General features: G+C 71.0%; 16 protein-coding genes and 4 pseudogenes. 13 read left to right on the forward strand and 7 right to left on the reverse strand.

Annotation, left to right across the window (positions count from 1 at the left end; translation table 11 throughout):
- The first annotated feature begins 64 nt into the window (after nucleotides 1-64).
- Complete coding sequence (gene dapD / locus OG568_RS36980) at nucleotides 65-1066, forward strand: 2,3,4,5-tetrahydropyridine-2,6-dicarboxylate N-succinyltransferase (RefSeq protein WP_329534685.1); 1002 nt, start codon at nucleotides 65-67, stop codon at nucleotides 1064-1066.
- A gap of 742 nt (nucleotides 1067-1808) precedes the next feature.
- On the forward strand, nucleotides 1809-2087 hold the full coding sequence (locus OG568_RS36985) for a hypothetical protein (RefSeq protein ID WP_327136848.1): 279 nt from the start codon (nucleotides 1809-1811) through the stop codon (nucleotides 2085-2087).
- Nucleotides 2088-2139: 52 nt separating this feature from the next.
- Here the strand turns inward: OG568_RS36985 and OG568_RS36990 are convergent.
- From OG568_RS36990 to OG568_RS37000, 3 genes and pseudogenes are all read right to left on the reverse strand, one after another.
- Nucleotides 2140-2565 (reverse strand): annotated as a pseudogene (locus OG568_RS36990) (UTRA domain-containing protein); the annotation flags it as partial.
- 180 nt (nucleotides 2566-2745) lie between these two features.
- Nucleotides 2746-3093: a hypothetical protein gene (locus tag OG568_RS36995; RefSeq protein WP_329534686.1), complete on the reverse strand. Its 348-nt coding sequence runs from the start codon at nucleotides 3091-3093 to the stop codon at nucleotides 2746-2748.
- Nucleotides 3094-3112: 19 nt separating this feature from the next.
- Nucleotides 3113-3384: pseudogene (locus OG568_RS37000) on the reverse strand (hypothetical protein); the annotation flags it as partial.
- A gap of 236 nt (nucleotides 3385-3620) precedes the next feature.
- Between OG568_RS37000 and OG568_RS37005 the strand changes: the two are divergent.
- The 3 genes and pseudogenes from OG568_RS37005 to OG568_RS37015 form a co-directional block, all read left to right on the forward strand.
- Nucleotides 3621-3875: a hypothetical protein gene (locus OG568_RS37005; protein ID WP_329534687.1), complete on the forward strand. Its 255-nt coding sequence runs from the start codon at nucleotides 3621-3623 to the stop codon at nucleotides 3873-3875.
- Nucleotides 3876-4313: 438 nt separating this feature from the next.
- The gene (locus tag OG568_RS37010) at nucleotides 4314-5597 is read left to right on the forward strand and encodes an FAD-dependent monooxygenase (RefSeq protein ID WP_329534688.1); all 1284 of its coding nucleotides are present in this window, start codon (nucleotides 4314-4316) and stop codon (nucleotides 5595-5597) included.
- Nucleotides 5570-5836 (forward strand): annotated as a pseudogene (locus OG568_RS37015) (tyrosine-type recombinase/integrase); the annotation flags it as partial. The gene OG568_RS37010 and the pseudogene OG568_RS37015, both read left to right, overlap by 28 nt.
- Before the next feature lie 125 nt (nucleotides 5837-5961).
- Here the strand turns inward: OG568_RS37015 and helR are convergent.
- Nucleotides 5962-8136 (reverse strand): RNA polymerase recycling motor ATPase HelR, encoded by a 2175-nt coding sequence (gene helR, locus OG568_RS37020; RefSeq protein WP_329534689.1) that lies wholly within the window; start codon nucleotides 8134-8136, stop codon nucleotides 5962-5964.
- 139 nt (nucleotides 8137-8275) lie between these two features.
- A complete protein-coding gene (locus tag OG568_RS37025; protein WP_329534690.1) occupies nucleotides 8276-9511 on the reverse strand; it encodes a glycosyltransferase in 1236 nt (411 codons plus the stop codon).
- A gap of 289 nt (nucleotides 9512-9800) precedes the next feature.
- Between OG568_RS37025 and OG568_RS37030 the strand changes: the two genes are divergently transcribed.
- Both OG568_RS37030 and OG568_RS37035 read left to right on the forward strand, forming a co-directional pair.
- Nucleotides 9801-10361, forward strand: coding sequence for a SigE family RNA polymerase sigma factor (locus OG568_RS37030; RefSeq protein ID WP_329536561.1), 561 nt, complete (start codon nucleotides 9801-9803; stop codon nucleotides 10359-10361).
- Nucleotides 10358-11560 (forward strand): WD40 repeat domain-containing protein, encoded by a 1203-nt coding sequence (locus OG568_RS37035; protein ID WP_329534691.1) that lies wholly within the window; start codon nucleotides 10358-10360, stop codon nucleotides 11558-11560. The genes OG568_RS37030 and OG568_RS37035 overlap by 4 nt, the downstream gene beginning before the upstream one ends.
- Here OG568_RS37035 and dapA read toward each other — a convergent pair whose 3' ends face one another.
- Nucleotides 11561-12487, reverse strand: a complete 927-nt coding sequence (gene dapA, locus OG568_RS37040; protein WP_329534692.1) for a 4-hydroxy-tetrahydrodipicolinate synthase — start codon at nucleotides 12485-12487, stop codon at nucleotides 11561-11563.
- A 167-nt stretch (nucleotides 12488-12654) separates the two neighbouring features.
- Here dapA and OG568_RS37045 point away from each other — a divergent pair, with 167 nt between their 5' ends.
- From OG568_RS37045 to OG568_RS37065, 5 genes and pseudogenes are all read left to right on the forward strand, one after another.
- On the forward strand, nucleotides 12655-12789 hold the full coding sequence (locus OG568_RS37045; RefSeq protein ID WP_329534693.1) for a hypothetical protein: 135 nt from the start codon (nucleotides 12655-12657) through the stop codon (nucleotides 12787-12789).
- Nucleotides 12786-13454, forward strand: a complete 669-nt coding sequence (locus OG568_RS37050; protein WP_329534694.1) for a hypothetical protein — start codon at nucleotides 12786-12788, stop codon at nucleotides 13452-13454. Before OG568_RS37045 ends, OG568_RS37050 begins: the two co-directional genes overlap by 4 nt.
- Nucleotides 13455-13561: 107 nt before the next feature.
- Nucleotides 13562-14260: an ArsR/SmtB family transcription factor gene (locus tag OG568_RS37055; RefSeq protein ID WP_329534695.1), complete on the forward strand. Its 699-nt coding sequence runs from the start codon at nucleotides 13562-13564 to the stop codon at nucleotides 14258-14260.
- 20 nt (nucleotides 14261-14280) lie between these two features.
- Nucleotides 14281-15015, forward strand: a complete 735-nt coding sequence (locus OG568_RS37060; RefSeq protein ID WP_266415346.1) for an SRPBCC family protein — start codon at nucleotides 14281-14283, stop codon at nucleotides 15013-15015.
- 195 nt (nucleotides 15016-15210) lie between these two features.
- Nucleotides 15211-16866, forward strand: a pseudogene (locus OG568_RS37065) (IS1182 family transposase); the annotation flags it as partial.
- Between the two features lie 106 nt (nucleotides 16867-16972).
- Here OG568_RS37065 and OG568_RS37070 read toward each other — a convergent pair.
- Complete coding sequence (locus tag OG568_RS37070; protein ID WP_329534696.1) at nucleotides 16973-18799, reverse strand: endonuclease/exonuclease/phosphatase family protein; 1827 nt, start codon at nucleotides 18797-18799, stop codon at nucleotides 16973-16975.
- Between the two features lie 744 nt (nucleotides 18800-19543).
- Between OG568_RS37070 and OG568_RS37075 the strand changes: the two genes are divergently transcribed.
- A complete protein-coding gene (locus tag OG568_RS37075) occupies nucleotides 19544-20971 on the forward strand; it encodes a hypothetical protein (protein WP_329534697.1) in 1428 nt (475 codons plus the stop codon).
- The last annotated feature ends 447 nt before the right edge of the window (nucleotides 20972-21418 follow it).

A 21418-nucleotide genomic window follows, 5' to 3' on the forward strand; every position in this document is an offset into this window, starting at 1 on the left:
CGGCACGTGAGACGGCGCGTGTACCGGTTCGCTCGTGCGCCCCGGGCCGCGTTAGGTTTCACCCATGACCGACACGACTGCTACTCGCACCACCGGCGCCGTCGCCGCCGGCCTCGCCACCCTCACGGCCGACGGCACCGTCCTCGACACCTGGTTCCCCGCGCCCGAACTGTCCGCCGCGCATGCCGAGGGCCTCGGCCCGGCCGGCACCGAGCGGCTGTCCGCCGAGCGTGCCGTGGAGCTGCTCGGTGCGGGCGCCGCCAAAGCCATCGGGCCCGACGCCCGCCGGGGCGTCGAAGTGGTCGCGGTCCGTACGGTCATCGCCTCGCTGGACGACAAGCCGATCGACGCGTACGACACCTACCTGCGCCTGCACCTGCTCTCGCACCGCCTGGTGAAGCCGCACGGCCAGAGCCTGGACGGCATCTTCGGTCACCTCGCCAACGTCGCCTGGACCTCGCTCGGCCCGGTCGCCGTGGACGACGTCGAGCAGACACGCCTCAACGCCCGCGCCGAGGGCCTGCACCTCCAGGTGACGTCCATCGACAAGTTCCCGCGCATGACGGACTACGTCGCCCCCAAGGGCGTCCGGATCGCCGACGCCGACCGTGTCCGCCTCGGCGCGCACCTCGCCGAGGGCACCACCGTCATGCACGAGGGCTTCGTGAACTTCAACGCGGGCACGCTCGGCACGTCGATGGTCGAGGGCCGCATCTCGGCCGGCGTCGTGGTCGGCGACGGCTCCGACATCGGCGGCGGCGCCTCCACCATGGGCACCCTGTCCGGCGGCGGCAACGTCCGCATCACCATCGGCGAGCGCTGCCTGATCGGCGCCGAGGCGGGCGTGGGTATCGCACTCGGCGACGAGTGCGTGGTCGAGGCGGGCCTGTACGTCACCGCGGGCACCCGCGTCACCATGCCCGACGGGCAGATCGTCAAGGCCCGTGAGCTGTCCGGGGCGTCGAACATCCTCTTCCGGCGCAACTCGATCACCGGCACGGTCGAGGCGCGGCCGAACAACGCGGTGTGGGGCGGCCTGAACGAGGTTCTGCACGCTCACAACTGATCACCGGCGGCCGTGACCTGCGACCGCCTAATCGATCAACACTCTGACCTGCTGCTGAGCTGTCGGCAGTTGTCGACGTTGGTCACCATCGAGCGCCCTTCCACGGCCCCAGGACGGCCCGGGAGGGCGCCCGTGCGTTGGGGGAGGCAGCCGCTCTGTAAGGGCGGACGTGATCAGCGGCGGGAACGTCCAGGTCGCTCCGGCTCTCGCGCCAGCTCAGTCAGCGGCCCGCCGTTTCCGGGCGCCGAGTTCGGGCGTTCGGCGACTTCGACACGCATTCGACAGACGTGGATACGAACATGCTTTGGCTACGGCCACGCATCCCGGGTGCAGCTGGATGTCAGCGGAACAGCTTTGGCACTGAGCAGGCATCCAAAGCCTCATCCGGTCGGTCGGCCCAGCCCCACCAGACATGCCGACCGGCACACCTCCACAGCGATCGGCAGGCCCGCCGGCCGTCGTCCTCCCGCCTGGACAGTACGAAGCCACCGGACTCCATGGGCTGGCCGCAGTCAGGACAGGCCGGGGCGTCGTTGCTCATGCGGCGCACCCTAGGGGAGTGACCGCTGCATCCCGAAGTAACGTGGTCGGTCGCTCCACCCTGGGCCTGTGTGCCTCCCACCCGCGGTGACGGTCCATGGGCGTGACTGCGGTTGTCCCCTGCTGTGCGTTGGAGTTGTCAGGCAGTCAGGCGCTCACCGACCCACGAGGCGCTGTCGTAGGGCGCGGCTACGTTGCACGCATGACTGACAGGGATCCGCTCGTGCCGGCGCTCACCGGCCTGCTCGTCGATGTCGTGTGGTGGCTGGAGAGCTGCGGAGACGAGGAAGTAGATCCCGATTCCGCGGTGAAGATGATGGAGAGCGTCGGCGGGGAGCTGCTGCGCCTGCCCTCCGGCCAACGCGAGCGGCTCTTGCAGGTGCTCGCGGACTTGGCCGAAGCGGAGCAAGACCCCGCGAGGCGCGACTTCCTGAAGTCGTTCCCCTTCGCCATCGGCATGGTCGAGGACCAGGAGAGTTGAGAGCGCGGCTGGCTGGTAGGCGTCCGTTCAGTTGTCGTCATGCATGCGTCGGCTAGCGGTTGATCGGGATCTCGTAGACGATCTCGCAGTGAGCGGCGGGCACCACGATGTCCGCCGTCTCCACGGGCCGCCCCTGGTCGCTGTAGTACGTCCGTCGGATGTGCGTGACGAGCGCGGCCTTCTGGATGCCGAGTAGCGACGCCTCCTCGGTGCTCGCCTGTCGCGGCTCCGGCTGCTCCACGGCGTGGCTGACGGTGACTCCGATCGTGGCCATGCGGTTCACGACTCCGGCGCCCGCGTGGGGCCCACCTTCCGGGAGTACGACGAGAGTGCCGGCCGTGAGGTCGTACGGCTCCCAACTCGCCGACAGCTGCACCGGTCTGCCGTCCGCCAGGAACTCGTACGTGGTCCGGACGCACGGCTCGCCCTCGGCGATACCGAGCCGCGCGGCGATGTCGGCAGGCGTCGGCACCTTGGCCGGTCCGGAGCGCACTACCTGAGCCATCAGCTTGGGAAGCTTAGGTGGTCCTAGAGCTGTTGCCCTGTTGACCTGGGACGGAACGCTCGCCACTCGTGCCAGTCGCGTGCCAGATCGGGCGGGGAACCACGGGGAACACTGGGGCGTCAGCCGAAGGCCTCACATCTCGGCCTTGGGGAATCACGACGTTGGCTTCACGGCATGGCCCAGGGCGATGAGGCCGATCCCGACTACGACCAACGACGGGTGTTTGAAACCGCCGCACGCCACAAGCGGCGCCCCCGCTCCCCAGAGTCTTGGCTGTCGAACGTGGCGCTGTAGCCATTTGCCCGGCATCCGCCCGAGCAGCAAGCCATGCACGCCGAGAACAGCGCAGGCGAGCCAGAGCGTCCCCACCAACAGCACGAGCGGCAGCAGGAAGATCGCAAACGACGGCGACATGGTCAAATGCTCCAGCAACTTGACGAGTTGGTTCCCGCGCAGCAGTTTCGCACGCTCGTGCGAATGGCTACGTCTGGAACTCTTCATCGCCCTTGCCCTGCTGGCCGCCGGAGAAGCCTCCGCCGCCTCCTCCGCCGCCGCCTCCGTCGTTGCCCTTGCCGCCGAAGACCCGGCTGAGGTCGTTGTAGCCCGTGATCAGGTCTCAGGCGGTGCCGTCCGTGGAGCCGCCGATGTACGGCCGTTCCGAGGCGGGCACCAGTGGACGCGGCCGCCGTCCCACCAGAAGCTGGAGATCGCCAGGGCCACGCCCGCGAGCACCAGGTTCATGATCCGCTTCACGAGCTTCGGTCTGGCCGCGTACGGGTAGGTCGCGGTGACCGTCCGGCTGGTCTACGGGGCCGGCGCCTCAAGGGGCTCGTCCCAGGGCCGGCAGGGCTGTCACGGGGCTGGGCACCGGGCTGGCCTGGGCGGGACGCGGACTCTTATCAAGATCATTTGCGGGTGTCAAGTCACGGTATTCAGTGGCGTGACGACGCATGACCCGTTCGGGCTTACTCGAAACACGACCTCACCGATTCGGAGTGAGGCTCATCCACCGAAAGGAAGGACAGGTCGTGTTTCGATCGAGAAGGAAGATCGCCAAGGTCGCGGCCATCACTGTAGCCGCCGCAGGGGCGCTCCTGGGCGGCGGCGCCGCCGCCCAGGCCGCACCCGCCACGACGCACGCCACCACCGTGGCAAGCGCCAGCAGCTGGGGTCACGACGGAGGCTGGGGTGACGACGGCTGCTGGGGTCACGACGGCGGCTGGGGTGACGACGGCGGCTGGGGTGACGACGGCGGCTGGGGTGGCTGGGGCAGCTGGGGGTAGCCGACCCGGGGCAGGCGGCACCGACGCTGCCCTGACCCCCGCGGCATCCCGAGGCGGCGCTTGACCGGCCACGAGGAGCCCCCGGTCAGATCGCCAAGGCCCGGGCGCGGGTGCGGCAGACACACCTCAGGTGTGAGATCGCCGCACCCGCGCGCCCGGTGCCGGGCACAGGCCCAGCCCCCTTCTGTGCCCTCGGGCGCGCACCGACCCACAGGCACCAAGACCCCACCCACCGAGTCAACCCAGAGACTCAACCCAGAGACTCAACCCAGGGAAGAGGAACCCATGCGACCACTACTCCAAGGCCCCGACCGGCAGGGGACGCCGGCCGGGACCGCCCTTCCGCAGCTGGGCGGCCCTAACCCGACACGGACCGCGCACCAGGGTGCCGCAGCCGCGATGCGGTCGCCCGGCCGTGCAGCCAGAACGGGACACGCCATGAAGATCGTGTGCGCCGGCGGTGGACCGGGCGCGTTGTACTTCGCGATCGCGGCCAAGCGCCGCGATGCCGGCCATGACATCACCGTCATCGAACGCGACCCGCCGGGGGCCACCTACGGCTGGGGCGTGGGGTATGGGGACAACCTGCTCGACCACCTCTACCGCAACGACCCCGACAGCGCCCAGGCGGTGCGTACGGCCTCGGCCCTGTGGCAAGACCAAGAGGTCCGCCGCGGGGAACAGACCGCGTATCTGAGCCGGTACGGCTACAGCATCGCCCGCGCCACCCTGCTCGGCATCCTCACCCGACGCGCAACCGAGCTGGGGGTGGATGTCCAGCACCGCCGCAAGGTCGACGACCTGGCCGAGCTCGCCGACGCCGACTTGATCGTCGCCTGCGACGGGGCCAACAGCCGGGTGCGCCAGTTGCACGGCGACCACTTCGGCACCCGCCTGGAAGTCGGCCGCAACCCCTACATATGGCTGGGCACCGACAAGGTGTTCCCCCGCTTCACCTTCGCCTTCGAACCGACCCCGGCCGGGTGGATCTGGTTTTACGCCTACCCCTCGAGCGCGGAAATCAGCACCTGCGTCGTCGAGTGCGCCCCAGAGACCTGGCGGGGGCTGGGGCTCGATACGCTCGACACCGCCGACGGTGTGCGGTTGTTGGAACAGATCTTCGCCTCCGCTCTGGACGGCCACGCGCTGCTCGGCCAGTCCCGGGGGGAACCGGCACGCTGGCAGCACTTCACCGAGGTACGCAACGCCACCTGGTGCCACGACAACGTGGTGCTGCTGGGGGATGCCGCCCACACCACCCATTACACCCTGGGCTCGGGCACCCGGCTGGCGCTGCTGGATGCGATCGAGCTCGCGCACAGCCTGTATACGGAGGCAGAGCTGCCTGCCGCTTTGCAGGCCTACGACAAGCGCCGCCGGGCCGCGCTCCATCCCGTGCAGGCCGCGGCCCGCACGAGCATGGCCTGGTTCGAGCGTCTCGACCATTACCTTGAGCAGGATCTGGTGGACTTCGCCTACGCGATGTCGGTACGGCAGGGGGCCCAGGCGCCGTGGCACCACCAGCTGCACAGGGCCACCCAGGTCCCGGTGCTGCGCCGGGTACGACGGGAAGCCAACAAGGGCCTGCGGAGGTATCTGGCGCTGCGGCGCGGGGAGACGGTCCTCGGCACGGGCAGCGCCACCAGGAGGGCCACGACCACGGCGGCCCTGGCGGCACCGGCGGGGCGCCAGCAGCCCTCATTTCCGCAGGCGTACCCCTAGGACGCGAGAACGGCATGCACGCCCTCCGCCACTTCTACGCTTCCGTGCTCCTGGACGCGGGAGAGAGCATCAAGGCCCTGAGCGAGTACCTCGGTCACCATGACCCGAGCTTCACGCTCCGCACGTACACGCACCTGATGCCGAACAGCGAGGCTCGCCCCCGGGCCGCCGTGGATCGGGTCTTCCGGAACCCGGGGGACACCGACGACGGCCCCGAGACGGCCCATGAGGCAACATGACCCCGTGGCCTGCGCTTCCCTCGGAACGCTCACAACTGAGGAGTTCGTCCGAGGCCGGTCGAGGTCGCGGGCCGCACGTGGCTGGTCGCGCACCACCCCACGCCTCTGAGGGGCGCGGGGTGGTGTCAGGAGCTCGTGAGGATGACGAGTCGCTGGGTCGCCCGGGTCATCGCGACATAGCGGTCGACCGCTCCTTCGACGCCCCTGCCGAACGCCTCCGGGTCGATGAGGACGACCAGGTCGAACTCGAGCCCCTTCGACAGTTCCGGGGTCAGCGACCGCACGCGGGACGTCGTCCGGAATGCGGGATCACCGATGACGCAGGCGATCCCGTCGGCATGCGCGGCGAGCCAGGTGTCGAGGACCGAGCTCAGGTCCGCGACAGATCCGTGTACGACGGGGACGCCGCCGCTGCGGATGGACGTCGGCACATTGGCGTCCGGGAGCACGGCCCGGATGACCGGCTCGGCTTCCGCCATGACTTCCTCCGGCGTGCGGTAGTTGACGCTCAGGGAGGCCAGGTCGATCCGGTCGAGCCCGACCCGCTCCAGCCGTTCCCGCCACGACTCCGTGAACCCGTGTCTGGCCTGGGCGCGGTCCCCGACGATGGTGAAGCTCCGGGACGGACACCGGAGCAGCAGCATCTGCCACTCCGCGTCGGTCAGTTCCTGGGCCTCGTCCACGACGACATGCGCGAACGGACCGGCGAGCAGGTCGGGTTCGGGGGAGGACAGCGCGCTCTCGTCGACCAGGGTGTCCCGCAGGTCCTGTCCGTGCAGCATCCCCAACGCGCCCTCGCTCTCGTCGATCACGACGTTCTGCAGCAGGCCGTCGATGGCGTCGGCCCTGCGTGCGCGTTCGACGGCGACGGCGGCTTTGTTCCGACGCTCGCGCCGCGCCGCCTCCGGGTCGCCGAGCCGCTGCCGTGCCGCGTCCAGGAGCGGCAGGTCGGACACCGTCCAGGCCTGGGGGTCCTCGCGCTGCAGCCGCGACACGTCGCCGGGGCCGAGCCAGGGAGCGCACATCCGCAGGTAGGCGGGTACCGACCAGAGGTCCGAGACGAGGTCGGCCGCTTCGAGCAGCGGCCACGCGCGGTTGAAGGCCGTGAGCAGCTCCCTGTTCTGCAGCAGTGACCTGCGGAGCAGCTCGGGCGAGACGTCGCCGTCCTGGGCCGAGGCGTCGCCGTCGTGCTTGTCCATCAGGATCGTGAGCAGTTCCTCCCAGACCTGGTCGCGCGCCTCGTTGTGCGGAATGCCGGGTTCCGCCGCTTCGAACGCCACGGCCCAGTCGCCGGCGCTCAGCCGGATGTCGGACCAGTGGGTCGTGACCGTCATCCCCTTGGCGGGCGGCTCCTCGTAGAACCGGACGGCCGTCTCGATCGCCCGCACCAGCTCCGCGGACGACTTCAGACGGGCCACCTCCGGGTCGGCCTCGATCGTCGCCGCAGCCCCTTCGGCGACGAGGTCCCGCAGGGTGCAGGTCTGCACGCCCTCCTCCCCGAGGCTGGGGAGGACGTCGGCGACGTAGGCCAAGTAGGGCCGGTGCGGACCGACGAACAGCACGCCGCCCCGACGGTGGCCGAGGCGGGGGTCGGAGTGGAGGAGGTAGGCGGAGCGGTGCAGGGCGACGACGGTCTTGCCCGTGCCCGGACCGCCGTCGACGACGAGCGCGCCACGGGATCCCGCGCGGATGATGGCGTCCTGGTCCGCCTGGATGGTGCCGAGCACGTCGCGCATCCGGCCCGAACGGTTGCTGCCCAGACTGGCGATGAAGGCGGACTGGTCGTCGAGCGCGGCGTGCCCGGCGAACCCGTCCGGGGTGAACACCTCGTCCCAGTAGTCGCCGATCCGGCCGCGGGTCCAGCGATACCTGCGGCGGCTCGCCAGCCCCATCGGGTTGGCGTGGGTGGCTCCGAAGAACGGCTCGGCCGCGGGGGAGCGCCAGTCGAGCAGCAGCCGACGCCCCGTGCTGTCCGTGAGGCCGAGTCGTCCGACGTACACGGGCTCCGCGCCGTCCGCGCCGACCATGCGTCCCAGGCACAGGTCCAGGCCGAAGCGACGCAGCGCGCGCAGGCGAGCGGTCAGCCGGTGGATCTCGATGTCTCGGTCCATCGCCTGTTGGCCGAGGCCGCCGGGCGTCCTGCGCGCGGCGTCGAGGCGGTCGGTCAGCTCGGCGATCGACTGCTCCAGGCACTCCGCGACGGCCGTGAAGTGCTGCTCGTCGCCGGCGATCAGCGCCGGGTCGGCCTTGGGGGAGAGGCGGTCGGGAAGGTCGAACGCGCTGGTGGTCAGGGGGTTCACGTCGTTGGCTCCGCATGTTTCCGAAGGTGAGGTCGCTCGTGACCCTTGCGCGCGGCAAGGCGTCCGGACCGGCGTGTGCGGGTTCTCGTGGTCGGGGTCCTGGCCGGCGCCGCGACAGGCGACGTCCGCCCCGCGTGGTTCACGCGGACGCGGGCGGCCTTTCCCCGCTGACCGCGTCGAGCAGCAGCTTGGCGGCCACCGTCGTACCGTCGGCGCGGACCGTGGCGGCCACGGCGGTCGCTCGTGCGCGGGTCTCGGGGGCCAGGGCCGTCCTGAGCGCGGACGACAGGGACTCGAAGGTCGGAGTCGGACCGTCGTGTGCGGTGCCGAGGCCCAGGTCGGCCACCCGGCCGGCCCAGTACGGCTGGTCCGTCGCCTGGGGTACCACCACCTGGGGCGCGCCGGCCCGGGCGGCCGTCGTCGTGGTGCCCGCGCCGCCGTGGTGCACGACGGCGGCCACCCGGCCGAACAGTGCCTGCTGATTGACCTCGCCGACGACGAAGCAGTCGTCCCGGTCGTCGATCAGGGCCAGGTCGGCCCAGCCGCGGGCCACGACCGCGCGGCGGCCCTGCGCGCGGATCGCCCCGATCGCCACCCGGGCGACGTCCGTCGAGGTGTGCATGGGCATGCTGCCGAAGCCCACGTACACCGGTGGTGCGCCGGCCTCCAGATACGCCACAAGCTCGTCCGGGAGGGGGCGTTCGTCCGGCAGGATCCACGCGCCGGTCTGCACGACGTCGAGGTCCGCAGGCTCCCGCCACGGATCCAGGACCGGGTCCGTCGCCAGCCACGGCCGGTCGCCGATGACGTAGTCGCGGACGTTGTCCACCGGTGGCAGGCCGATGGACGCGCGGCTCGTGTTGAGCGCCGCGCCGAACAGCGCGTCGATGCTCCGGGCGTCCAGGTCCCACAGCACTCTGTTGTCGGTCACCTCCGGCGGGAACGGCCGGCCCGGATACGCCAGCGGCGGGTGGTGCGGCGACGGCAGGGTGAGCTGTTGGAAGGTCACGGACACGGAGCGGATGCCCAGCTTCTCGGCCACCGACCGCGCGCCGGCCGCGGCCGGCATCACGCCGGTCGCCACCAGCACATCGCATCCCTCGGCCGCCGCGGTGACCACGTCGACCAGGTCGGCGATCAACTCGGCCGCACGCCGGGGCAGGTCGGCCGGCGACGGCGCCGCGGTCGTCAGCGCGCGCGCCGACCGGCCGACCGGCACCAACGGCACGCCGACACCGGCCAGCCGCCGCGCGAAGTCCTCGTCCGGCGGCGCGCACACCCGCACCTCCGCGCCGAGTTCCCGCAACCGCACCGCGAGTCCCGCCAGCGGTTCGACGTCCCCGCGCGACCCATACGTCGACAACAACACACGCACCAGCGACTCCCGATTTCCGCGGATTCCGGCCTAGGCCGGAGATTCTGCGGCACGACCGGGGCCTTGCCGCAAGCCCCCCGGTGCGCTATAAGTTGAGAGTGGCAAGGAGTGGGTGACCTCCTTGCCTTCGTCTTTTTCCGTCCGCTCTGGACGGACAACCTCCCTGAGATTGCTCGAGATTCATCGCGGCCCCGGGGCATAGCGGCGGGCGGGCGCACGCGTCACAAGGGGTACAGGGGCGGGCCGGCAGGGCCGCCGGAGCAGACCCTCGGGGAAGACGAAGGTGACGATGGATGCCGAAGCGCAGAAGAGCTTCCGGGAGTTCGTGGCGAATCGGTCGTCCGCGCTGTTGAAGACGGCCGTGCTGCTCAGCGGCGGGGACCGGCACGCCGCCGAGGACCTGCTGCAGAACGCCCTGATCAAGGCCGCGGGGCGGTGGCACCGGATCGACGAACCCGAGGCGTACGTACGGCAGGTGCTGTACCGGCAGCAGGTGAGCCGCTGGCGGCTGAAGTGGCCCCGACGGGAGCTGAGCGTCGCCGAGCCGCCCGAGGGCGGGCCGCATGACGCGGACGTCTCGTCCGCCGCGGAGCTACGGGTCGTGATGCGGGGGGCGCTGGACCGGCTCACCGCCCGGCAGCGCACCGTGCTCGTCCTGCGCTACTTCGAGGATCTGCCCGAGGCCGACGTGGCCAGGCTCCTCGGCTGCTCCGTCGGGACCGTACGGTCCACCACCCACCGCTCGCTCGCCCGGCTGCGCGCCCTCGCCCCCGAACTGGCCGCACTCGGCCGGGGCGACGACGAGCAGCCGTCGTCCCGTGACTTCTTGCCGCTGGAGGTGCGCCCATGAACGTCGACGACCTCGTCCGAGACTCCTTCCACGAGCAGGTCGCGGATGTCGCCCCGCCGCCCGTGGACTTCGCCGACCGGGTACTGGCCGTCCGACGGCGCCGCCGGATCCGTACGATCGCCTCTGTCGCCGTGGCCACCGCCGCCGCGGTCGCCGTCGCCGTCGCGGTGCCCGTGCTGGACACCGGCAAGGACGACGTACGCCCGGCGAACGTCCTGAACGAGAACGACATCGTCGCCCACCCCGGCCAGACCCCACCGCGCGATCTGATCGCGGCCGGGGGAGTCGCGCTGGCCGCGTACTACACGACCGCGAACGTCAAGCTGTCGGCCACGGACCACGTCGACGTCCGCACGTACTGGCTCCTCGACGCGCGCACCCGCACCTACGAGAAGACGAAGTGGTCGTTCGTGGCGGTCGCTCCCGGCCTGCGGACCGCCGCCGTCCTGGAGCGGAACCTGCCCGCCCGGCGGATCGGTCTGCTCAACCTGCTCACCGGCAAGGTGGAGCGCTGGATTCCGGTCGACCGCACGGTCGGAGCGGTCGCGTTCTCGCCCGACGGCCGCAAGCTCGTCGCGACGACCTACAAGAAGAACCCCGACCTGCATGTCACGCTGTCGGGCAACCGGTCCAGCCGCTGGCCGAACTACCAGGAGCCGGGCCGGACCGGCTTCTACGTAGTCGATGTCGCTTCCGGCACGGTGGCGTCCTGGAGCGAGGTGTCGTCCGGCGACGGCACCGGCCTCAACGACCGCCAGGACTTCGGCTTCAGCCGCGACGGCACGTTGATCTACACCGGGTTCACCACGACACCGGGCCAGCGCTTCTACGACTTCCGGGGCAAGCGGGTCCAGGCACCCGCGAACGAGGCGCACCTGCCCTGGTACGTCGACGCACGGCTGTCCCCGGACGGCAGACTCGCCGCGGGCGACTTCGCGGGCGGGAAGAAGACCACCGCCTCCGAGATCCTGGACCCCGCCACCGGCAAGCGGATCACCACCGTACGTGGGCAGCAACTGCTCTCCTGGATCGACAACAAGCGCCTGATCGCCTGGGACATCACGCCGGGCTCGAACGAGTTCCACAACCGGCTCGTGGTCGTCACCCTGGGCAGCGACAAGGAGGTGCCGCTCAGCGGTTTCCGCGGTGGCGAGGACGGCGCCGCCGGGCGCTGGACACCGGTCTTCGCGGGGCGCTGATCAGGGGGCCGCCAACTCCTCGTACGCCGCCAGCAGTCCGTCGGTCACCTCCCGGCCGGCGGGCCGCAGCGGCGCGCGGACCGGGCCCGCGGGCAGGCCGAGCCGGCCGAGCAGGGCCTTCGCGGTGACCGTGCCGGGCAGTCCCGACGACATCATCGACTCGACGAGCGGGATGGTGCGTTGCTGTCGGCGGGCCGCCTCCGCCGTGTCCCCCGCCTCGAACGCGTCGAGGATCGCGCGGAAGGGGCCCGGGGCCGCGTTCGCCACCGTGCTGATGTAACCGGTCCCTCCGACGGCCCGCAGCGCGAGCACCTGCTCGTCGCAGCCCGCGTAGTACGCCAACTCGGTGCGGGCCAGCACCTTCTGGGTGCCGAGGAGGTCGTACGCGCAGTCCTTGACGGCCACGATCCGGGGGTGCTCGGCGAGCCGGATCAGGGTGTCGGGCTCGATGCGGGTGCCGGTGCGGCCGGGAATGTCGTACAGCGTGAGCGGCAGTCCGGTGGCGTCGGCGATCTCCCGGAAGTGGGCCTCGACGGCGTCCTGCGGAGGCCTGCTGTAGTACGGCGTCACGACCAACAGGCCGTCCGCGCCCGCCTTTTCAGCCGCCAGGGACAGTTCGACGGTGTGGCGTGTGTCGGCGGTGCCGACGCCCGCGACGATCGCGGCCCGGTCGCCGACCGCCTCGCGCACGGCGCGTACGAGCGCGGACTTCTCGGCGTCCGTCGTGGTCGGGGACTCGCCCGTGGTGCCGGACAGGACCAGACCGTCGCAGCCCGCGCGGACCAGCCGGTCGGCGAGCAGCCCCGCCCCGTCGAGGTCGAGCGCGCCCGCCTCGGTGAAGGGCGTGACCATCGCACAGAGCGCGCGACCGAAGGGCGGAGCGGGGGGAGGGGTGGGGAGAGAGGCGGAGGCGGCTGAGGTCTTCATGCGAGTAGTCTCGACACCCGCACTGTGAAGCTCCACTTAATTCTTCTACGAGGTAAAGCGAAGCATTGCTACCAGGTGACCGCTTTCCCGAGGCCCTGATGCCAACCCGGCCCCTCATGGGTCACCATGGCGAGGACGGAAGTCGACGGCAGATCGCGGGAGGCGTCATGAGGCTGGGCAAGGCACTCGCCACCGGAGTCGCGGAAGAGCGGACGCGCACGGACGAAGACAATCTCCAACTTCCCGAGGAAATCGAGGAGTTGGAGGCGTCCGTGCCTGAAGAGGTCCCGGTCGCCCGATGAGGCTGCGGCTCCCCGAGGAACGCCCGACGGAGCCGCCGACCGGATACAAGATCGCCCACCCGGTGCTGTCCCAGGACGGCACCCGGGCCGGGTTCACCGGTGTCTCACTGGGCGGCGCGCTGCCGTACGGAGTGCTGGACGAGGCGCGTTGCGTCTACGGGCTGCGGCACCGGACGCCGCACCGCCGCTGCGACTGCGGCTTCCACTGCGTGCACGACCCGGCCACGGCCGAGGCCATGCTGTGCACCGCCGAGCACCGGGCGGCCGTCCTCCTGGAGGTCTCCGTCCTCGGCGCCTACATCCGCTTCGAGCAGGGCTTCCGGTACGCCCGGCAGCGGGTGCGGACCGCGACGATCGGTCCCTGTGCGTGCGGAGCGGTGGCCGCCGCGCTCGCGGACGCGGGCTGGGGGCGACCCGGCTGGCGCGGTCTCGCGGCGACCTGTGCGGGCTGCGTACGCGGTCGTACGGCCCTGTCGCCGGCGGGGTTCGCGCGACTGGCCGGTGACGGGCTGCGGGTCCGCGCCGGGGGCGGGGTCGCGGCCGGGGATCTGCCCGCCGGGCTCGGGGTGTCCGAACTCGTCGCCGAGGCGGCACTGCTGCAGGCCCGGCTGGACTGGTTCCAGACCCAGCTGGCACGTCTCGACGAGGGTGGTCCGCAGGGCTGACGCGCGGCTGTCGATGAGTCCTCGCGACAGTCAAGGGGCTCCCATGCCTCCTTACCGACAACTCGATCCGTCTGGACAAAAAAAGTGTTCGGTGAGACGGTGGGGTCATGTTGGATGTGACCGTGATCGAGGACGCCGAGGCGGCCGCCGTCTCGCTGGACCCCATACGGGCCCGGCTGCTGGCCGAGCTGGCCGCCGGCCCCGCGTCGGCCGCCATGCTGGCCGGAAAGGTCGGGCTGCCGCGGCAGAAGGTGAACTACCACCTGAAGGCGCTGGAGCGGCACGGCCTGGTCGAGCTCGCGGGCGAGCGCCGCAAGGGGAACGTCACCGAGCGGCTGATGCGCGCGACGGCGGCGTCGTACGTCATCTCGCCGCTCGCCCTCGCCGCCGTACAGCCCGACCCGGACCGCTTCCGGGACCAGCTCTCGGCCCGCTGGCTGCTCGCGCTCGGCGCCCGGCTGGTCCGGGACGTGGGGGCGTTGATCACCGGCGCCGCGAAGGCCCGTAAGCGGCTCGCCACCTACGCGCTCGACGGTGAGGTGACCTTCGCCTCCGCCGCCGACCGCGCCGCGTTCATCGAGGAGCTGACGCAAGGGGTCGGCGCGCTCATCCGCAAGTACCACGACGGGAACGCGGAGGGCGGGCGTGACCACCGGATCGTCGTCGCCGTCCACCCGACGCTCAAACCGGAAGCCACCGTCAAAACGGAAGGCACCGTCGAGCCGGCGGCCGTCGCAGCGCCGGAAGCCGTCGCAGCGCCGGAGTCCGCCCTCGCGGCGGCCCCGACCCCGCCTGCCCAGGACTGAACCCCAGGAGAACCACCACCATGTCCAAGGAATTCGAGATCGCCCGCGAGTTCGAGGTCGACGCCACCCCGGAGCAGATGTGGGAGGCGATCACCACCGGCACCGGCGGCTGGCTGTGGCCGATGGAGTTCGAGCCGCGCCAGGGCGGGAGTGGGCCCTTCGGCTCCACGCTGACCAACTGGGACCCGCCGCACCGCCTCACCAGCCTGGTCGAGGACGTCGAGGGCATCTCCCAGCAGACCCTCAACCAGATCGACGAGACCATCGAACCGCGTGACGACGGCCGCCGGTCGTGGGTGCGGTACGTGCACAGCGGCATCTTCGTCGACGACTGGGACAACCAGTACGACGGCGCGAGCAAGCACACGGACTTCTACCTGCACACCCTGCGTGAGTACGTGACGCACTTCGCGGGCCGCCCGGTCGCCTTCGCCACCTTCGACGGGCCCGGCGCGTCCACGGCGTCCGACGCCTTCGCCGCTGTCGGGCGTGCGCTCGGCCTCGGGGACGACACGGCCGAGGGGGCGCGGGTCCAGGCCCGGGGGCCCGAAGGGCGGCTCCTCGACGCCGTGGTCGACTACCGCAACCCGTACTTCGTCGGACTGCGCACCGACAACGCCCTCATCCGCTTCTTCGGACGCAACCACTGGGGCGCCCCGGTCGGTATGAGCGTCCACGACTTCGCGTCCGACGCCGACGCCAAGCACAACGAGACCGCCTGGCGGGGCTGGCTGAACGAGGTGTTCGCGGCCTGAGGCCGAGCAGCCGACGCCGAGCAGCCGACGCCGGGCAACCGGCCCGGACAGCCGACACCGAGCAACTGGGCAAGGGAAGGGCCCGGCCCCCCGGACGACGGATGCTGTTGGTTAATTCGGGCCTGTGCGTGACGTCGGCCTTCAAGACCCGGTTGTGGTCTTGAAGGCCGACGTTGTCGTATGGGGTGGGTGCGGATGTCGATGCAGCCGAAGGGGTCTGGGGAGATCCCGGCGGAGACGGTGCGGGTGGCGCGGGCCGCGTTCCCAAAAGGGAGCCTGGCGATCCGGGTGCGGGACGAACTGGGGTCGTTGTTCAGCGACGAGCAGTTCGCCGGCCTGTTTCCTGCGCGGGGGAAACCGGCTTGGTCACCGGGGCGACTGGCGATGGTGCTGGTGTTGCAGTTCGTGGAGGCGCTGACCGACCGGCAGGCCGCGGAGGCGGTGAGGGCTCGTATCGACTGGAAGTACGCGCTCGGGCTGGAGTTGGCCGATGCCGGATTCGACTACTCGGTGCTCTCGGAGTTCCGGGACCGGCTCGTCGGAGCCGACGGCGGCCGGGAGATCCTGGACACGGTCCTGGCGGCCGCCCGGCGACAGGGACTGATCACCGCCCGGGGCCGGGCACGGACCGACTCCACCCACGTGCTGTCCGCGGTGCGCGAGCTGAACCAGCTGGAACTGGTCGCGGAAACCCTGCGCTCCGCGCTGAATGCCGTAGCTCTGGCCGAGCCGGGCCGGCTGAGCGCGTGCGCCCGGCCGGAATGGTTCAAGCACTACGCCACCCGGGCCGAGGACTCCCGTTTCCCCAAGGACCGGTCTCGCCGGGACCAGACGTATCGGCGGGTCGGCGACGACGGCATGCACCTGCTGCGGAACGTCTGGGCCCAGGACGCGCCACCGGGCCTGCGGGAACTGCCGGAAGTCGAGGTGCTGCGGCAGGTGTGGGTGCAGTACTTCCACCTGGTTGACGGGGAGGTGGCCCGCCGGGACCCAAAAGACCGGCCACCGGGCCTGATGCGCCTGGTGACCCCCTATGACCTGGAAGTTCGCACCGGCGGAAAGCGCGACATCAACTGGGACGGTTACAAGGTCCACCTCACCGAGACGTGTGAGGACGACACCCCGCATCTGGTCACGGGCGTGGTGACCACCCTGGGCAGTGTCTCTGACGACCGGATGGCCGCCCCGGTCCACGCAGAACTCGCCCGGCGGGATCTGCTGCCGGGCGAGCACTGGGTGGATACCGGCTATGCCAACGGTGGCGCCTTGGTGACGGCCGGCCGTGACCATCGGGTCGACCTGCACGGACCGCTGAAAGCGGTGACCGTGCCGCACGCCCGCGGCGATGCCGCCTTCGGCCAGGACGCGTTCACCATCGACTGGGACAACCAGCACGTGACCTGCCCGAACGGCGTTGTCAGTACGCAATGGGCCCAGCGCAACTCCGAGGAGGGACTGCCGACCATCCGGGTCCGGTTCTCTCCGGCCGACTGCGGCACCTGTCCCCAGCTGCGGGAATGCGTCAACTCCGCCAAGCCTCGGCGGCGGGAGATCAACCTCCGACCCCGCGACGAATATGAAGCACTCCAGCAGGCGCGAAAGCTCCAGGCGACCGACGGGTGGAAGGACCGCTATAAGATCCGTGCCGGCGTTGAAGGCACCATCTCCCAAGCAGTGAACGCCTGCGGCCTGCGCAGAACCCGCTACCGCGGCCTGGCGAAGACCAGTCTCCAGCACCAGCTCACCGGCGCCGCCGTCAACCTCATCCGCATCAATGCCTGGCTCACCGGCACACCAAGAGCCCGCACCCGCACCAGCCCCCCTGACAGCACTCCGCCCCGCCGCATAACGACGGGGCGAAGCAACCAGGCCCGAATTAACCAACAGCATCCCCGGACGACGGGGCCGGGCCCTTCCCCTTTTCAGGGCCGCGGCCTCAACCGCGGCCCCTACAGGCCTACGGCCGGAACCGCAGCACCTGCGGGTCGTGGTCGCTGATCTGGTCGGAGAACTCCGAGTTGATGTGCACGCTGTCGTAGTCGAAGTCGCAGCCCTGGCGAATCGACGGGCTGACAAGGATCTGGTCGAGGACCTGCTGGTTGCCCTGGTAGTCGTACGTGTAACGCTCGCTCTTCGGCAGCGACTTGATCGCCGACCAGAGCTCGCCGTCACCCTCGAGGATCTTGGTGGTGTCCGAGAACTCGAAGTCGTTCATGTCACCGAGGGCGAGCACGTCGGCGTTCTTCTGCGTCTTGAGGATCTCGTTGACGAAGGAGTTCACCGCCGTCGCCTGCAGATGACGCTGGGTCTCCGAGCTGCGGGCCGGGGGCTGGTACTGCGCGGTCAGTCCCTGGTCACCGCCCTTGGAGTTGAGGTGGTTGGCGATCACGAAGACCGTCTTGCCACGGAAGACGAACTCGCCGGCCAGCGGCTTGCGGCTGGACGTCCAGGCCGTGTTGGCCGGGTCTATCCGGCCGGGGGAGGCCGTCAGCTGGGCCTTGCCGTGCACCTTGGTGACACCGACGGCGGTCGTCGAGTCGCCGCCCGCCCGGTCCGTGAAGGAGACCCGCTCCGGGTTGAAGAGGAAGACCTGGCGGATGTTGCCGCCGGGCTCGCCACCGTCCTTGTCGTTGACCGGGTCGATGGAACGCCAGTCGTACTTCGGGCCGCCCGCCGCGACGATCGCGTCGATCAGCTTGTTCACCGTCTGGTCGGCGGCGACCGTGCCGTCGTCCGTCGCGCCGTTGTTGTCCTGGATCTCCTCCAGGGACACGATGTCGGGCGACTGCAGGTTGTTCACGATCGCGGCCGCGTGGGCGGCGAACGTGCCGTCGCCCGGGTCCAGGTTCTCGACGTTGTACGTCGCCACGGCCAGCTCGCCGCGCGACTGCTTCTTCGTCGTCTCGCGCTGCAGGCCGCCCTTCTCCAGGGTGCCCAACTGGCTCGCGACGAGCGTGTAGCCGCCGAACTGGTTGTAGTCGAGCGGGCCCGCGGTGGTGCCGGCGAGCTGGTCGCCGACGTTCGCGACGGGGAAGTCGGTGGTCGAGCCGAGGGACTGGATCTGCAGGCGTCCGGTGTTCTGCGAGGTGTACGCGCCGTAGATCGTGCCGCCGCGGCGGGTGGTGTTCTCGTGCGGCTTCACCGTGACCCACAGCTCGCTGTACGGGTCGGTGGCGGTGACCACGCGGGCGTCGGCGACCTGGACGTTCATGCCCTCGAGGGACTCGTAGTAGTCCAGGGCGTACTTCTTCGGCTGCAGCGTGAGGGCGTTGATCGAGCCGCTCGCGGCCGTGTCACCGGCGGGGGCGTAGGCGGCCGGCACGGAACGGCTGTTGACGACCGTGGCCGCGGGCACCGCGTTGCCGGACGACAGCACCGTGATCGTCGGCTTGGTGATCTCCGTCAGCGACTGGTTGCCGGTCGAGGCGCCGCCCGGCACGTACTCCGAGACGGTGCCGGTGACGGTGACCGAGTCACCGACGGCGACCTTCGGGGTGGAGCTGGTGAAGACGAAGACGCCCTCACTGGTGGCGGGGTTGTCGTCCGGGTTCGGGTCCTGGATCCAGAAACCCCGGGACGAGCCGTAGGTCCGCAGGGCCGTGACGATGCCCGCCACGTCCGTGACCTTCTGGCCCGCGTAGGGGGACGTCCGGGTGGTGCCCTGGATGTCGTGGATGTGGACGGTGTCCGCGTGGGCGGGTGCGGTCAGCACCACGGCGGAGACGGTGGAACAGACCGCGGCTACGGTCAGCGCGCCGATGCGCGCGGTTCTCTTGCTCGGCAAGGGAATCCCTCCGGGGACATACATGAGCGCCGGGACGAGGGTGGAGCGTGTGGGGGTAGCGCGACCTGTGTGCGGGCCGGTGACGCGCGTAGAAGCTGGTGGGACGGGTGCCCCTTTGAACTTCTACGCGCGTCAATCTCGTGTGTGGGAAGGGGAGTTGTCAAGGACGGAGTGATGTACAACTCCTGACAGGGACATGAACCGGGCGGCATGGGTGGAAATCCGTCTAGGCTGAGCCGTCCACACGGGTTTCCGGTGCGGCGTCCGGACCCTCGGGTCCGGTCCGGTCCGGTCCGGTCCGCGGGGCGCGCCGGATGTCCCGCGGGACGATGTCCTCACGGACTCGGTGGGTGTCCCGCCGGGTCGGGTGGACGTGCCGCCGGGCTCGGTGGACGTACTGCCGGGGCAGGTGGATGCGCTGCCGGACCCCGGTGGGCGTTCCGCCGGGTCAGGGCGATGCTCGGCCGGACCCGGGTGGGCGTTCCGCCGGAGCCGGGGGTGTCGTGCCCGGACTCGGGTGGGTGCCCTGCCGGAGCCGGGGGTGTGCCGCCGGAGCCCTGTGGGTGCCTTGCCGGACCCCGGTGAGCGTCACGCTTGTTCCGCTCGTCATGCTTGTTCTGCTTGTTCTGCATTTCCCGCTTGTCATGCTTGGTCGGTCCCGCTGGTCGGGTCGCCCGGTTCCGCTGGTTCGGGCCGTTCGATCCCGCTCTCCGGGTCCTGATTGTTCGGAGGAGAATCCAGCCGATGTCAGAGAGCTCCCCCTTGCCGCCGGTGCGGCTGACTTCCGAAGCGGAGCTGGCGCGGGACGCGCTCGCCACGCCGCTGCTCTCCCGCGCCGCACGGCTGGCCCGCTGGGCCGGCCCGGACACGCGGGTCGGCGCCGGGGGCGAACTCGTCGAGGACCAGCTTCCCGGGGCGGCCGACGTACTCGGCCTCACCGGCGACGACGCGGCGGCCCTCGCCGGCGAGGCCTGGCGGGTGGCCGTGGACACCGGGCTCCTCGAGATCGTGGACGAGGAGGAGGGCACGGTCGCCGCGGGCGCGGACCTCGCGCTGCTCACCTCCGGAGCGCCGCAGGACGTCCTCGGGGTGTGGCTCGCCGCCCTGGAGACCGTACTGGCCGACGCGAGCGTCCCCGACCTCGACGGCCTCGTCGACGCGGTGGAGGGCGACGGGGAGGTCGACCTCTCCTCGCTGGACTGGGACCCCGAGGCCGAGGCCGATTTCCTGGACGGCGTGCTCGGCAATCTGTACCTGCTGACCGTGAGCGAGGGCGGGGCGGGCCAAGGCCCCGTACCGCTGCCGGCCCTCGCTGCGTCGATGATCGTGCCCGACGACATGGGGGAGCCCACCAACGACGTACTGGAGCAGGTGTCGGACGCGATGATGCGGCTCGACGACCAGTTCCGGCTGCTCGAACCCGTCGGCCTCGTCGACTTCCAGCCGGTCGACGAGACGCTGATGGCGGACACCGACGAGGAGCCCTCGGCCGCCGCCGACGACACCGACGTGACGCGGTACGGGATGGTGAGGCTGACACCCCTCGGTCTGTACGGGCTGCGGGCGCGGCTGCTGGAGTCCGGCCTCACCGCCCCCGCGGTGGGCGACCTGGCGGACAAGGGCGCGGACGCGCTGCTGGACGGCACCGCCACCTTCCCGCCGACCGCCGCCCAGGCCGAGACCGAGCAGTGGCTCGCCCGGCGTGAACCCCTCGCCGCCGCCCGGGAGCTGCTCGCCGCTTCGCGCGGGGGCGATGCCGGGGCGCCGCTGCGCCGGCTGCACTGCCAGCAGGCGCTCTCGCTCGTCGGGCTGGAGGCCGAGCCCGCGCTGCGCGAGGTCCTCGACGACGCCGAACTGGGCGGACTCGCCCGGGTCTGGCTCTCCGAACACGGCGCCGCCGACGTGCCCCCGCCGTCCGAGACGATGATCTTCTGGCTCACCATCGACACGATCGCCGCGCAGCTCGCCGCCGAGGGCAACTCCGCCGAGCTGCAGGGCCTGGTCGAGGGCCTGGCCCAGCAGCACGGCGGCTTCTTCGCCGCGGCCTGGCGCGTCGACCACCCGGCCACCCCGGACGTCCTGGAGGCGATGGGCCGCCTCCACCCCGACAAGAAGGTCGCCAAGGAAGCCCGCAAGGCCGCGTTCAAGGCACGCTCGCAGCAAGGGGGTTGAGCGGGCCGGGGCCGGTCGCGGGGGGCTTCCCTCGCCCCGGCCCCGAGGGGGGCGCTCGTTCCTCGGCCCCGGGAGGGCTTCGCCCGTTCCCCGGGTCCGAGGGGGGCGCTTGTTCCTCGGCCCCGGGGGTGGAGCTCGTTCCTCGGCCTTGGTGGGCTTCACCCGTTCTCCAGCCCCGGGAGGGGCGCTTTCCCGGCCTCGGTTGGGCTTCGCCCGTTCCCCGGGTCCGAGGGGGGCGCTCGTTCCTCGGCCTCGGGGGTGGAGCTCGTTCCTCGGCCCCGGTGGGCTTCACCCGTTCTCCAGCCCCGGGAGGGGTGCTTCCCGGGCCTCGGTTGGGCTTCGCCCGTTCCTTGGGTCCGAGGGAGAGCACTCGTTCCTCGGCCTCGGGGGTGGAGCTCGTTCCTCGGCCTCGGTGGGCTTCACCCGTTCTCCAGCCCCGGGAGGGGT

Source organism: Streptomyces sp. NBC_01450 (assembly GCF_036227505.1).
Taxonomy (GTDB): domain Bacteria; phylum Actinomycetota; class Actinomycetes; order Streptomycetales; family Streptomycetaceae; genus Streptomyces.

Bases quoted from the DNA above. Each gene is read 5' to 3' on its own strand.
- OG568_RS36985 (WP_327136848.1), top strand. From the start codon at position 1,809: ATGACTGACAGGGATCCGCTCGTGCCGGCGCTCACCGGCCTGCTCGTC.
- OG568_RS37060 (WP_266415346.1), top strand. From the start codon at position 14,281: ATGTCCAAGGAATTCGAGATCGCCCGCGAGTTCGAGGTCGACGCCACC.
- OG568_RS37030 (WP_329536561.1), top strand. From the start codon at position 9,801: ATGGATGCCGAAGCGCAGAAGAGCTTCCGGGAGTTCGTGGCGAATCGG.
- OG568_RS36995 (WP_329534686.1), bottom strand. From the start codon at position 3,093: ATGAAGAGTTCCAGACGTAGCCATTCGCACGAGCGTGCGAAACTGCTG.
- dapD (WP_329534685.1), top strand. From the start codon at position 65: ATGACCGACACGACTGCTACTCGCACCACCGGCGCCGTCGCCGCCGGC.
- OG568_RS37055 (WP_329534695.1), top strand. From the start codon at position 13,562: ATGTTGGATGTGACCGTGATCGAGGACGCCGAGGCGGCCGCCGTCTCG.
- OG568_RS37045 (WP_329534693.1), top strand. From the start codon at position 12,655: ATGAGGCTGGGCAAGGCACTCGCCACCGGAGTCGCGGAAGAGCGGACG.
- OG568_RS37050 (WP_329534694.1), top strand. From the start codon at position 12,786: ATGAGGCTGCGGCTCCCCGAGGAACGCCCGACGGAGCCGCCGACCGGA.
- OG568_RS37010 (WP_329534688.1), top strand. From the start codon at position 4,314: ATGAAGATCGTGTGCGCCGGCGGTGGACCGGGCGCGTTGTACTTCGCG.
- OG568_RS37035 (WP_329534691.1), top strand. From the start codon at position 10,358: ATGAACGTCGACGACCTCGTCCGAGACTCCTTCCACGAGCAGGTCGCG.
- OG568_RS37075 (WP_329534697.1), top strand. From the start codon at position 19,544: ATGTCAGAGAGCTCCCCCTTGCCGCCGGTGCGGCTGACTTCCGAAGCG.
- dapA (WP_329534692.1), bottom strand. From the start codon at position 12,487: ATGAAGACCTCAGCCGCCTCCGCCTCTCTCCCCACCCCTCCCCCCGCT.